The organism is Lichenicoccus roseus, assembly GCF_005844085.1.
Classification (GTDB): Bacteria; Pseudomonadota; Alphaproteobacteria; order Acetobacterales; family Acetobacteraceae; genus Lichenicoccus; species Lichenicoccus roseus.
In genome coordinates, this window is record NZ_VCDI01000003.1 from 687,909 (window position 1) to 700,473 (window position 12,565).

Genomic DNA, 12,565 nt, shown 5'->3' on the forward strand with positions numbered 1-12,565 from the left:
TCGCATGCTCCGAACTCGTATCGTTGCAACAATGTTTTTTTGTTGCTTGTCAGTAACGGGTAATTTACGTGCTGAGGCCCGCGACAGGCAGGTCCTCCCGATGGCTACCAAAGCAAGCGTGAACGCTCTCTCCGGCCAAACCATCACCGCGAGCGGGTTCCTCGACACGATCGGCGTCAACACGCATATCGCCTACACCGATGGCGGCTACGCCAACGTCGCCAACGTCGAGGCCGATCTCGCCTATCTTGGCATCACCAACGTGCGGGACGGCATCAGCAACGGTGCCGCCGGGTCGGCGCCGCTGAGCAGCTACATCGCGCTCGCCAAGGACGGCATCAAGTTCACCTTCCTCATCGGCGCCGGGGGCGCGGTCACCACCGCCAGCCTGCAGGCACAACTCGCCCTGATCGACCAGGTCAACAAGGCGGTGCCCGGCAGCGTCGTCGCGGTGGAGGGAACCAACGAGATCAACAACGCCCCGGTCACCTTCAACGGCGTGGGCGGCCTGCAGGGCGCGGTCGCCATGCAGCAGGCGCTGTACAGCGCGGTGCACGCGGATACCAACCTGCCCGGCGTCGCGGTCGACTACTTCACCGGCTACGGCGCCGGCAGCTACGCGCAGGGCCCCGATCCGGCGACCACCGCGGGCCTCGCCGACTACGACACCCAGCATCCCTATCCCAACGGGGGCCAGGCGCCGGAGAAGTGGGTCACGCCGACGCAGGCGCTCGGCAACGAGAGCGCCACCACCGGCTTCGGGCCGGCGGTCTATACCGAGACCGGCTATTCCAGCAACGGCGGCACCGGTGGCGCGGTCAATCCCGACGTGCAGGCAAAATACACGCTCGACCTGCTGTTCGACGACGCCGCCAACGGAATCTCGCAGACCGACCTCTACCAGCTGATGGACGCCTACGCGCCCGGTTCGCGGCAGGGCGATGACGGCTACGGACTGTTCGATCCCACCAATACCGCCAAGCCGGTGGCCACCGCGATCCACAACCTCGAGGCGATCCTGGCCGACACCGGCACCAAGGCCGCCAGCTTCACGCCCACCGCGCTTGCCTACTCGGTGACCAACCTGCCCTCCACCGGCAACAGCATCGCGATCGAGAAGTCGAACGGCAGCTACGACATCGCGGTCTGGAACGAGCCGCAGATCTGGAACGAGGCGACCGGGACCGAGATCGTCGCCGCGACCTCGAAGGTGACGGTGCAGCTCGGGCACACCTACGGCACCGTCGAGGTGTTCGATCCGATGCTGTCCGCCTCGCCGGTCTCCACCCTGAACAACGTCAGCTCGGTCCAGATCGGCCTCACCGACCATCCACTCATCATCGAGGTTGCGAACCCGACCGGGATCAAGTCCGGACCGATCCCCGCCCCAGTCGTACCCACTCCCGTGACGCCGACCCCGGCCAGCGTCACCATCGGCAGCGGCCCGGACACCATCGACCTCAAGATCTCCGAGGATGCCTGGCTCGGCAACGCGCAGTTCACCATCAGCGTCGATGGGAAGCAGGTCGGCGGCACGCAGACCGCGTCAGCCTCGCATGCAGCCGGCCAGTCGCAGGATTTCCTGGTCGACGGCAGCTTCGCCGCCGGCCAGCACAAGGTCAGCATCGACTTCCTGAACGACGCCTATGCCGGCACCGCTTCCACCGACCGCAACCTGTATGTCACCGGCGCCAGCTTCGACGGCGCCACGCAGGCCGGCGCGCAGCTGTCGCTCTACTCGAACGGCACGCAGTCGCTCGACGTCGTCTCCACCACCACGACAGTCCTCGGCGCCGCCGGCGGCACGGTGACCACGGCCGGCAACGAGACCGTCGATATCGGCAGCGGCGCGGTCACCGTTCATGCGGGCGGCCCCGCCACCACGGTCGTCGGCGGTTCCGGCGCACTCACGTTCATCGCCGGCACCGGCAACGAGACGATCACCGCCGGCACCGGCCTCTCGATTGTCAAGGCGGGCAGCGGCACGCTGGACTTCACCGCCGCCAAGGGCGCCGCCGCCGCCATCGCCGCCGGGTCGGGTCATGCGCTGTTCGACATCGTCCAGGGCCAGGCTGGCGGCACGCTTGCGATAAGCGGCTTCAAGTCGGGAACCGACGTCATCCACCTGCAGGGCTATTCCGGGACCGGTGTGCAGAGCGAGGTCACCAATTCGACCGGCACCCTGATCACGTTGACCGATAACACCCGGATCGCGCTGATCGGGTTCTCCGCCTCCGCCTCGCACACGGTATTCGGCTAGGGCAGCCTTGGATGATCTTGGGGTGTTTGGCGATGCCAGGTACCTGACGATGCAGCACTTGGACGACAGGCAGAGCATGATCCGACCGGTCATGCACTACCTGCCGCCCGGCAGGATCGCTTTTACCTAGACCGCGCGCTCGACCGGCCTCAGCCGCGAGGTCGGCTCGTCGACCAGTCTGCCCTGGATCAGGTCACAATTCTCGTCCCTGAGGAATGCCAACTGCTGCTCGGTCTCGACACCGACCGCGCAGACGCTCTTGCCAAGCTCGTGCGCGATGCTGATCACCGAATAGACGATGGACTCGGCCCGCGGACTGCGGCCGATCTCGCCGACGACCGCCTTGTCCAGCTTCAGCATGTCGAACGGGTAGGTCTCGACATACCGCATCGCGGACATGCCGGTACCGAAATTATCCAGTGCGAGCCGCACTCCGGCTGCCTTCAGCTCCTGCATCTCCTGCAGCGCCCGCGCCGGATCGCGCGCGATGGCGCCCTCGGCCATTTCTATGGTGAGGCAATCCGGTGGCAGGCCGGTACGATCCAGCGTCTGCGCGACGATCTCCGCCAATGCCGCCCGTTCCAGGCCGAGCCAGTTGCCGGAGACGTTCACCGAGATGCCGCCGCCGTCACCGAGCGCTGCCGCCTCGGCGCAGGCGGCGTGCAGCACGAAGCGGTCGAGCCGGGTCATCAGGCCAGACGTCGTCGCCAGCGGAATGAACTGGTCCGGCTTCATCATCGTGCCGTCGGCGCGCGCCCATCGAACCAGGGCCTCGTGACCGACCACCCGCCTGTCCTTGAGATCGCTGACCGCCTGCCACTGCAGCAGCAGGTCGTCCATCACGAGCGCCTGCTGCAGTTCCGTCAGCAGGCTCGAATATTCCGCGGTGTCGCTGTCCTTCTGGCTGATGATGAGCTCGATCTCCTCGGCGATCTTCCGCAGCACCTGGAGGTCGGCGTCGCTGATGGTCCCCGGCACGTGGTCGAATACGCAGAGCGCGCCGACCGGGTAGCCTTCGTCGGTCCGCACCGGCACCCCGGCATAGAAACGGATCGGCAGCCGCCGGGCGGTGACCATCGGGTTGTCGGCGAAACGCGGGTCGAGTAGCGCATCCTCGACGACCATCGGGCGATCCGGTTGCAGGATGGCATGGCCACAGAACGACTCGTCCCGCGTCGTGCTCGTCAGCTTGAGATTGACGCCGGCACGCAGCAGCTGCCTCTCGCTCGAGAGCAGCGAAAGCGCCGCCGCAGGCCGTCCCAGCATCCGGGACGCGAGCTCGGTCAGCGCCTTGATGCGATGCTCGGCGAACCCCTCCAGCAAGCCGGTGCGGTAGAGCGAGGCCAGCCGCAGGGACTCGTTGTCGGGAATGAGGGGCGCACGCATCGGTATTTCCCTGCCGGATCCTGCGCAGCGACGGCCGGCGGTATCCCTGAGTTGCTCGGTCTACTGGTCGGCAGTCATTACACTTACTTACGGAACCGACAGGCGGCAGGTCAATCAAAAGCTCCGATATACTCGACGATACGTGCGCAGTTGCAAGGACCGTCCATATTTTTAGTCTGATGTAGTAATTTGCGGTCTCGATCTGCAGTGTCCGCGCTCAAGTGACCAGGTTGTTGCCGACCAGGAAGCTGCCGGTGCCCCCATTGACCAGCCCGGCGGCGCTGTTTCCACCCAGCAGGTTCGCGGTGACGATGTACTCGTTCGAGCTCGGGCTGCCTGCCCCGATCGCGATACCGTAGCCCTGCGAGGCCACCGGGAAGTCGGACGACACGCCACAACGGCAGCCCTGGATGACGAAGTTCGCACAGGGCGCGATGATCGAGATGCCGTTATAGGCGCCGTGGTTGGTGTAGGAGTTGGCGACTGCCGAGCAGTTGTTCATCTGGAAATTTGTGCAGTTGGCGCCGAAGAAGAAGCCGCCCTGCTGGTTTGCGATGGAAATGCAGTTCGACAGCATCATCTCGTCGACACCTACGAACGTGAAGCCGTTGCCGAGGTTGGAGCCCGCCCAGCAGTTGGTCAGCAGAAAGCGCCTGACAGGTCCCCCGCCGGCCTCGATCGTCCAGCCATCGCCGCCGGGGGCAGTCCGGCCGCGGGCTGCGTTGTCGCCGTAGCAGTTGGTGAAGGTGCAATCGGTGATGAAATTGCCCGACGAGGCGATGAACGAGAACGGGGTATACATCCCCTGCATCTGGATCGTATCGAAGGTTATCGACTGGCCCGACGTGCAGTTGATGCCGATGCCGTTGGCGTTCGCGCCCGAGCAGTTCATGATCAGGCGAGAGACGAACAGCAGGCCGCCCGAACCGATCTGGATGGTCAGCCCGTTGTTCAGGAAATTGTCGAAGGTGCAGCGATCGACATACAGGCTCTGCGACAAGGTGCCGCCGCCAAGCGTGAGGACGTTCCAGCCTCCGTTCGTGATGACATCATGGAAGTTGAGGCCGCCGCAGTTGGTCGGGAAGTTGAATATCGTGCCGGCGATGCTGGTGCCGCTATATTCCACCGACAGGCCGCAGATCTCGATGGGTGTCAGGCTGCCGCTGGTCAGGTCGAACAGGTCGGTGGTGAGGCTGGTCGGCAGCAGGTTCGTGGTCAGGCAGTTGTCGCCGTAGATCTTCAGGCCCGACACCGGCACGGCGGTGATCGTCGAACTGATCACGTAGCTGCCGGGTGGAAAATAGACGCTGCCCGCACTGGCCACCGCATAGGCGAAGGCCGCCTTGATCGCCGGGGTGTCGTCGGTCCAGCCGTTGCCGGTGGCTCCGAAGTCCTTGACGTCGACGCGTTCGGCGAACCGCGCGGCCAGCGTCCGCGCCGTCGTGCTGCCGGTGGCGATAGCCAACGCCGCGCTGGCCAGGCCGATTACGATGGTGGCGGCCGGATGGACGTGGTCCTGCGGGGAATACTGCGACGATATGCCGATCACCGCGGTGGCGGCATCGGCCAGCGGCGCGACGGTTGCGATCTGCGGGCCGGCCGAGGCGAAAGCCGCCTGCCAGTCCGCAACCGAGGGCACGTAGTCGAAGTTCCATTGCAGAGCAGGAACGGTCATCCGAATGTCCAGGAGGTTGTGGTGGTGGCGATGAAGGTGGTCCCTGCCCCAGGCGCGATGGTTGTGCCGGCAGATGGCGCATTGGCTTCGATCACGGCGCCACCCTGCGGGTAGACGAGCAGCGCGTTGGTGCCGCGGTTGCGGACGATATGGATCTGACCCGGATTGGCAGGCACCGGCAGGATCACGCCGGCCCCGAAGGCGCAGCTGGTGATGATGTTGGTGGCGGCGGCGAGCGCGGTTGCGGCGGCGGGTGTGTTTCCCGCTGCCGACACCGCCGGGGCGATCGAAGGTGCGTAGGTCGCCAGCTTCGTGGTCCCGGTGACGGTCAGCGTGCCCGTGGTGGTTGCGTTGCCGGCGCTGTCCACCTTCCAGACGATCGGGCCTGCGTAGCCGGGGGACCGCAATGCGAACGAGCTGGCGGGGCCGATGAAGGCCGTCAATTCGTAGGACGACACGCCGAACCCGTAGCCGCCCGATCCGGCGCCGTAGAGCATCAGCGAAGCCGCGACCTGCTGCAGGTTGATCGGACCCGAGAACGCGGCACCGGTCGCCGCAAGGTTGCCATAGGCGGTGACGTTGCCCGCCGGCGAAATGTCCATGAGGACCGCCGGGACACCTGTTGTGGCCACGCCGCCCGCGGACGCGGTCGATGGAAAGCTGATCGAGGTGCCCGCTGCAACGATGGACGTCGTCGGAGATGACAACGTGACGGTTGTGCCGGTCACCGCCGCGACGGTGCAGCCGCTGGCGATGCCGCTACCGCTCACCGTCATACCCACGAGCACCGCGCCGCCGCCGGACTGGCTCACGGATGCGAAGGTCAGCGTCGTGCCGACTGTAGTCTGCGACGTCGCGACGTTCAGCGAGGCGATGGTGCGCTGCAGGAACCTGTGCGACAGCACCGGTGCGGTAGACAGGTTCCAGAAATCCAGCTCCGCCAGCCCGTTGCTGGAGTTCCACGCAAGGAGGCCTCCGGCCGCTTCGGCCGGCACCGTGTAGGTCTGGTTGGTTTGCAGGATACGCCCCTTTGCAGTCCGTCTGGGGGCGCCTGTCACGCGCCAAGGGGATTGTGTACGACGTCCCCAGGCGACGACCGCGGCTTTCGCGCAACCTGAATGCCTATGGGACAGCCTGGCGACCGGTAGTCGCCGGGCGCTACTTCAGCATCCATTCGGAAGATGGTCGTTCAGGTCTGGCCAGCGGAAGTCCACGGGATCGAGGTTCAATTCCATGCTGAGCACAGTCCGATTGAACGCAATGACCAGCCGTCGTGGCCATTCCTGAGCTCTTCAGAAAGAAGCTGGCGAAAGGGCACACCAGAACGTTATAGGACCGGAACGTCAGCCGCTTGTCCTGCTTCGAAGTCAGCCGACTTCGTCAAGCCTGGGTGATGAAGCCATCGGATGTTTGTAATGAGTTTTGTCCGGAATCTCTCCATCGGCGCAAAGATTGCGGCAAGCTTCGCGGTCATACTGATTGTGGTCGCTGCGTTGTGCGCAGCCGCTTTGCAGAGGTTGAGCACCTTGAACGCGACCGTGGTGAACTTGACCACAAGCAGTGGACCAAGCCTCAACGCGTTGGGGGCCATGAGCGTGGCGGTCGCGACCGAGAGGCGTATCGTCGGCCGGTCGATGTTGGAGATTGGCGACAAGGCAGCACTCCAGCGTGATGATGCAGCCTTCGCGGCGGCGGTAGAGGAGTTCAAGGCCAACGACGCGAAATATGCACCGCTTGTGGACCCCGGAAAGGAAGCAGACCTTCATACGCAGGTTCTGGCGGATCTGCAGGCCTACGCCCTTAAAGTTGCCGAGCTACACTCTCTACTTGCAGATCGGAATGCAGAAGCGGCAAAGCGGCTGTTTTTTGACCAGATGTCGACGATAGGAAACGGCATAGAGCTGAATCTCAAGGCCGACATGACCTACAATATCGCGACGTTCGCCGATGATGGTGCGGCCGGTGCGGCTGCCTATGCCACCGGACGTGACTTTGTCGCAGGCTTTGGCATCCTGGCAGCCTTAACCTCCATCCTGGCCGGCTTCTTCCTTGTCCGGTCGATTGCAACGCCGATCAAGTCGATGACAAGCGCGATGCGCAAGCTCGCGGTCCGCGACATGTCAGCTGAAATTCCGGCGCGCGGCCAGACCAATGAGGTCGGCCAGATGGCGGCAGCGGTCCAGGTCTTCAAGGAAAACATGGTCGAGACCGATCGCCTCACGGCAGAACAGGTTGTCTCGAGAGCAGCGCTCGCTCGCCGGCAGGATGCCATGGAGCAGGAGACCGAGCGGTTCGGCAGCGCGGTGAATGCCGTCATGCAGCGGCTGAGCTTCTCGTCCGACGAGATGAGCCAGGCGGCCGATGCGATGACAGGTGCCGCGTCCGACGTGCGTCAGGAGGCATCCAATACGTCGGACGGCGCAGAAAAGTCGTCGCACGACCTGAACACGACGGCGGCGGCGGTGGAGGAGCTCACCGCAAGCTTCGGCGAGATTGCCCGTCAGGTGTCGTCTGCGGCCGGAACATCACAGCAGGCGGTGTCGCGCGCCGAAGCCAGCCAGGTCACGATCGGCGATCTCTCCGCTGCCACTGGCCGCATCGGCCAGGCCGTGGGCCTGATCAACTCCATCGCCGGGCAGACCAACCTGCTCGCGCTGAACGCCACCATCGAGGCAGCTCGAGCCGGCGATGCCGGCAAGGGCTTCGCGGTCGTGGCCAGCGAGGTCAAGGCGCTTGCGGCTCAGACGGCACACGCGACCGCCGAGATCGGCAAGCAGGTGGACACCGTTCGCACCGCAACAGATGCCACGGTCGTCGCAGTCAACGAGATCTGCGAGATGATCCGAGGCATGGCGTCCAACACGACCTCGATGGCTGCGTCCATCGAGGAGCAGAGCGTTACCACTCAGGAAATCGCGAGCTCCGTGCAGGCCGTATCGACCGCTACGGCGCAATCGGCCCGCGCGATGGCGAACGTCGTCTCAGTGGCCGACCAGGCCGGGTCGGCCAGTCAGGTCGTGCTGACTGGTGCCACCGGCATCGGCACGGAAACCGGCACCCTGCGTCAGGAGGTCAACCGCTTCCTGAACGCCATCAAGGCAGACTCGAGCGAGCGGCGCCAGTTCGAGCGGTTCCAGCTCCGGGCTGTCACGGCGACTGTGATGTTGTCGGGTCACCCGTCGATCACTGTCCCCGTCGACAACCTCTCCGAGGGGGGCGCCGCGTTCCAGAGCAATCTGCAGATAAAGCCCGGTACCGAGTTGACGATCGAGTTAGGGAGGCAGGCAGGGCCGATCCCGGCGAAAATCGTGCGCGGCGGTGCTGCGGGAATGTACAGCATCGAGTTCGTCAAGAACGAGACCACGGCAGCACGGATCAAGCAGGTGATCTCAGAGAATATCGCTGTCAAGCAGGCGGCCTGAAGACAAGCGTCATCGTTGGCCAGGACGTCGATCGAGATAAGGCTCTTCTACGGTATCCGCACAATCCCGGACAAAGCTCGGACCGGTCAGGCATCGACTGACCACCAGCCGGTCCCTGCGGCCATGACTATCACCCCGATACCGCCCACAGCACGGGTCGCATAGCCGGAGCGGCCGTCTCCTCGCCTGCAGGGCGAGTACTTGGACATGCCGCTCAGGCGCGAGCCTGGGTTGCCGGCCACCGTGGCGGCCTCGAACGCGCGCGGAGCACAGGCATGCCTGGATCCGTTCGCGGACCGTGGTGCGCTCGATGCCGTTTTTCACCGTATCAGATGACCGCGCCCTTCTTACACGAGCATGATCAATGTGCTAACCTTATCCTGGCCAACCAGTTGACACGGCCTGCCGGCATATCCGAAGCGAGCCAACCCATGTTCGACGAACCCGGTTTTCCAAGCGACCCCGACCATGACGCCGCCGCGCCCAGGCTTTACACTTTCGTCTATTGCAGTCGGGCCGCCGACGGCGTGGACGATGCCGAGGTAGACCGCCTCATCCAGTCGGCGCAACGCCACAATCGCACCTGCGGCATCACCGGGGTGCTCGTCTTCGGCAGCGGCGTCTTCTTCCAATGGATCGAGGGGCCATCAGCCGACGTGCTGAGGCTGATGGCGAGCCTGCATGACGATCCGCGCCATTACGATATCGTCTCGCTGGACCAGCGCGAGGAAACGCGCGAGCGTCTCTACCCGAATTGGCAGATGGAGCGGGTCGGCGCCGACGACATCCGCGAAGTGCTCCAGGACGCGCTCGAAAGCGCCCAGGACGAGAACAATATCGCAGCGCTGCGACGTATTCTGGATCACCTGGCTTCCAGGTCGCTGGGTTCGCTCGGGCGAGCCAACTAGGTCGACGACTGGCGGCTTCGCCGATCAGCCACTGAGCCGCTGAGCCGAGGCGGCGGAAGGGTCCATCTCCGCCGCGTCCAGGGGCGGGCCATGCAGCATGGGCGAGTTGCTGATCGCCACGGCAGCTTCGGCGCTAGGCCTCGTCCCCCAGCGCCTCGATCTCCGTCACCAGCACGCCGTCGTCGGTCTGCTCGAGCAGCAGCCGGTGGCCCGGCTGCCAGCCAAACTTTTCCAGCAGCATAGCCGGGATCACAAGCGTGCCGTCCGGGCCGAGCGTGACGGGGTAATGGTCGGCTTCCTCGTAAGTAGTCCGGCCTTCTGCCTTCTCGTCGCTGTTCACCAGCCACTGAAGCATCTGCCTTTCCAGATCATGCATGCCTGGTGTCCCAGGTAGAAGCACGATCAGGCTGTTGCCTGCCACACCAGGTCTCGTGTCGCTTGTCTTCTGCCCACATGATATGCGGCACAGCTAGTGCTTCCTCATCGTCCCTACCGATGAAGTCGAAACCGAGGATGATCCGGTTGTCAATTCCGGGCGGGTAGAGTCGGTATCCTATTGCAACTCAGCCGCCAGGCGGTGTGGAGGCCCGGGCGGATGATCGCCCTCATACGCGGAGAACCGCTCCCGCGAGATCTGCTGCACCGGGCTTCGGAAGCCCCTGGACCGACGCCGTTGCCGAAGCAGGGCGCCTGGTCACCAGGATCACTCCTGGCCCCTCCCGCGTGGATCGATACCCCTGCCCGAGCCTCGTGCCTGCTCGGTCCGGCAGATTGCTCCTACTCGGGCATGTCTGGACGTACGGTCACGTTGGCACCTCGATCCGGATCAAGAACTCCGATCGGCAAGCCTCCGCGTTTGCTTCGTGGCCGGCTGCAAAGCGATTACGTTGACTGATGTATTGGCGGAGGGGATGGCCGCCAAACTCTCGTTCGCCTCGGACCGCATGCAGACGGAGGAACTTCCAAAGAGCCCCTTTTATCAGTTAGTTAAAGCCGCACCTATTCGCTCATGGCCGCTTCCGTTCGCGCTCGTTCAATCATATCATTAGGGGACGGACGCGGGGATGTTTCCCGCTCTCGAAGAGGGGCGGACGATGCCACGTAGGGCGGCGGGACTCACGGCAGCGAAGGTTCGCACGGCTAAACCGGGCCGCTACGGCGATGGCGGTGGCCTCTATCTGCTGGTCCGCTCTGCTGAAGCTCGCTTTTGGCTGTTCCGCTACACGATGCCCGGTAAGAAGCTACGCGAGGCAGGGCTTGGTCGCGCCAGCGGCCCTGGCGCGATAGCACTGGCGGGGGCGCGCCAGAAAGCCGACGAGTTGCGGCGGTTGGTGGATACCGGGATCGATCCCCTGGAGCACCGCAAGGCGACTGAGGCAGCAGCAGTAACGGCAGCGCAGGCTGCTGCTGCCCGCGTGAAGACGTTTGATGAGGTGGCGAGACTCTACCTTGAGGCACACGAGAGCGGATGGCGGAACGCCAAGCACCGCGCCCAACTCGCTATGACACTGCGTGAATATGCTGGCCCGCATATTGGGAGACTGCCGGTAGCGGAGATCGAGACCGCGCACGTGATGGCGGTGTTACGACCGATCTGGCACACCATACCCGAGACAGCGACACGTTTACGCGGCCGCGTTGAAGCTGTGCTCGACTATGCCGCTGTCCACGGATGGCGCGCAGGCGCTAACCCGGCTCGGTGGCGGGGTCACCTGGACAAGCTTCTCCCCAGCCGCACGAAAGTTCGAGCAGTAAAGCACCACACCGCTCTGCCCTGGCACGACTTGGCCTCCTTCATACAGAAGCTTCGCGGGCGCGATGGAATGGCAGCCCGTGCACTGGAGTTCGCCATCCTCACCGCCGCCCGCTCAGGAGAAGCGCTTGGCGCGCGCTGGTCAGAGATCGATATGGGAGCGGCTGTGTGGACAGTCCCGAAGGAGCGCATGAAGGCGGGGAAGGAGCATCGGGTGCCGCTTGCGCCGGCGGTGCTTGCTCTGCTGCGTGGACTGCTTCCGCTGCGCGGAGAAGAGGATCCATCTTCGCTAGTGTTCCCAGGCCAGGGCGGAGGCAACTCGCTCAGCGTCATGGCGATGGCGATGACTCTTCGCAGGATGGATTATGGCAAGTTCACTGTGCACGGCTTCCGCTCTACCTTCCGCGACTGGGCAGGAGAGACAACAGGGCATCCACGAGAAGTGGTAGAAGCGGCGCTTGCCCATCAGATTGGAGGCAAAGTTGAACAGGCCTACGCGCGAGGAGACCTCTTCACGAAGCGGCGGCGGCTGATGGAGGACTGGGAAGCCTACTCTACTAAAGCGCCGGCTATCGTGGTGAGCCTTCCGGAGCGCCGGGACGCAGATGTCGCAGTCAGTTGATTTTGAGCTGACGGCACCGCGCCGGCGCCGGCCGACCTAGCCCTACATCTCGAAACCCTGCGGGACCGGGTGGGGCCGCCGGGGCCGCCCTTGCTTATACCTTCGTTTTCTTGGCCCCACTCTGATCATCTTAATGGGGCCACCGGGGCCAGGAGCGCGTCAGGACGAAGCCTTAGAGCCTGTTTGGAAATCGGCTATGTTGTAATTCAAGCTCTGGATGTGGACAGCAGAGCAACGAGCCCGGATGACCAGAATCGCCCGCAAGACCAAGCGCTATCCGTCTGACCTGACGGACGAGGAATAGTGTCGGATCGCGCCGCTCATGCCGATGCCTGGACGGCGCGGGCGGCCACGCGAGGTCAAATTTCGCGAGGTCATCAATGCGGTTCGCTACCTAGTTCCCTCAGGCTGCGGCTGGCGGATGCTGCCGATCCATTTTTGACACTGGCGCACGGTCTACGGCTAGAGCGGAATCCGATCAGTCTGGTTCATATCCGGCTGCGGTGAAGTAATTGGCGCAATCTTGTGGCGAGAAGGTC

The 12,565-nt window shown here is 64.2% G+C and carries 9 protein-coding genes and 1 pseudogene; 6 read left to right on the top strand and 4 right to left on the bottom strand.

Going from position 1 to position 12,565, the window contains the following annotated elements; translation table 11 throughout:
• Window positions 1–100 precede the first annotated feature (100 nt).
• Window positions 101–2,260: a carbohydrate-binding domain-containing protein gene (locus FE263_RS12385; RefSeq protein ID WP_171034070.1), complete on the top strand. Its 2,160-nt coding sequence runs from the start codon at window positions 101–103 to the stop codon at window positions 2,258–2,260.
• Between the two features lie 126 nt (window positions 2,261–2,386).
• Here FE263_RS12385 and FE263_RS12390 read toward each other — a convergent pair whose 3' ends face one another.
• The 3 genes from FE263_RS12390 to FE263_RS22110 form a co-directional block, all read right to left on the bottom strand.
• On the bottom strand, window positions 2,387–3,646 hold the full coding sequence (locus tag FE263_RS12390) for a sensor domain-containing phosphodiesterase (protein WP_138326268.1): 1,260 nt from the start codon (window positions 3,644–3,646) through the stop codon (window positions 2,387–2,389).
• Between the two features lie 217 nt (window positions 3,647–3,863).
• Complete coding sequence (locus FE263_RS12395; protein ID WP_138326269.1) at window positions 3,864–5,321, bottom strand: right-handed parallel beta-helix repeat-containing protein; 1,458 nt, start codon at window positions 5,319–5,321, stop codon at window positions 3,864–3,866.
• Window positions 5,318–5,923 carry a hypothetical protein gene (locus FE263_RS22110; RefSeq protein WP_171034071.1) on the bottom strand — a complete coding sequence of 202 codons (606 nt, stop codon included), beginning with the start codon at window positions 5,921–5,923 and terminating at the stop codon, window positions 5,318–5,320. Before FE263_RS22110 ends, FE263_RS12395 begins: the two co-directional genes overlap by 4 nt.
• A gap of 22 nt (window positions 5,924–5,945) precedes the next feature.
• Here FE263_RS22110 and FE263_RS22115 point away from each other — a divergent pair, with 22 nt between their 5' ends.
• From FE263_RS22115 to FE263_RS12410, 3 genes are all read left to right on the top strand, one after another.
• Window positions 5,946–6,323, top strand: a complete 378-nt coding sequence (locus tag FE263_RS22115; RefSeq protein ID WP_171034072.1) for a hypothetical protein — start codon at window positions 5,946–5,948, stop codon at window positions 6,321–6,323.
• A gap of 413 nt (window positions 6,324–6,736) precedes the next feature.
• Complete coding sequence (locus tag FE263_RS12405; RefSeq protein WP_171034073.1) at window positions 6,737–8,743, top strand: methyl-accepting chemotaxis protein; 2,007 nt, start codon at window positions 6,737–6,739, stop codon at window positions 8,741–8,743.
• Between the two features lie 431 nt (window positions 8,744–9,174).
• The gene (locus FE263_RS12410; RefSeq protein WP_138326272.1) at window positions 9,175–9,651 is read left to right on the top strand and encodes a BLUF domain-containing protein; all 477 of its coding nucleotides are present in this window, start codon (window positions 9,175–9,177) and stop codon (window positions 9,649–9,651) included.
• A 133-nt stretch (window positions 9,652–9,784) separates the two neighbouring features.
• Here FE263_RS12410 and FE263_RS12415 read toward each other — a convergent pair whose 3' ends face one another.
• Window positions 9,785–10,027, bottom strand: a complete 243-nt coding sequence (locus FE263_RS12415) for an AbrB/MazE/SpoVT family DNA-binding domain-containing protein (RefSeq protein WP_138326273.1) — start codon at window positions 10,025–10,027, stop codon at window positions 9,785–9,787.
• A gap of 688 nt (window positions 10,028–10,715) precedes the next feature.
• On the opposite strand from FE263_RS12415, the gene FE263_RS12420 reads away from it, so the two are divergent.
• The gene (locus FE263_RS12420; protein ID WP_240759427.1) at window positions 10,716–12,026 is read left to right on the top strand and encodes a tyrosine-type recombinase/integrase; all 1,311 of its coding nucleotides are present in this window, start codon (window positions 10,716–10,718) and stop codon (window positions 12,024–12,026) included.
• 217 nt (window positions 12,027–12,243) lie between these two features.
• Window positions 12,244–12,465 (top strand): annotated as a pseudogene (locus FE263_RS12425) (transposase); the annotation flags it as partial.
• Between the last annotated feature and the right edge of the window lie 100 nt (window positions 12,466–12,565).

What these genes read in the sequence shown, in the direction of transcription:
- FE263_RS12415 (WP_138326273.1), bottom strand. Translation starts at nt 10,027, where the DNA reads ATGCATGATCTGGAAAGGCAGATGCTTCAGTGGCTGGTGAACAGCGAC.
- FE263_RS12395 (WP_138326269.1), bottom strand. Translation starts at nt 5,321, where the DNA reads ATGACCGTTCCTGCTCTGCAATGGAACTTCGACTACGTGCCCTCGGTT.
- FE263_RS22110 (WP_171034071.1), bottom strand. Translation starts at nt 5,923, where the DNA reads ATGGACATTTCGCCGGCGGGCAACGTCACCGCCTATGGCAACCTTGCG.
- FE263_RS12410 (WP_138326272.1), top strand. Translation starts at nt 9,175, where the DNA reads ATGTTCGACGAACCCGGTTTTCCAAGCGACCCCGACCATGACGCCGCC.
- FE263_RS12385 (WP_171034070.1), top strand. Translation starts at nt 101, where the DNA reads ATGGCTACCAAAGCAAGCGTGAACGCTCTCTCCGGCCAAACCATCACC.
- FE263_RS12390 (WP_138326268.1), bottom strand. Translation starts at nt 3,646, where the DNA reads ATGCGTGCGCCCCTCATTCCCGACAACGAGTCCCTGCGGCTGGCCTCG.
- FE263_RS12405 (WP_171034073.1), top strand. Translation starts at nt 6,737, where the DNA reads ATGAGTTTTGTCCGGAATCTCTCCATCGGCGCAAAGATTGCGGCAAGC.
- FE263_RS12420 (WP_240759427.1), top strand. Translation starts at nt 10,716, where the DNA reads ATGTTTCCCGCTCTCGAAGAGGGGCGGACGATGCCACGTAGGGCGGCG.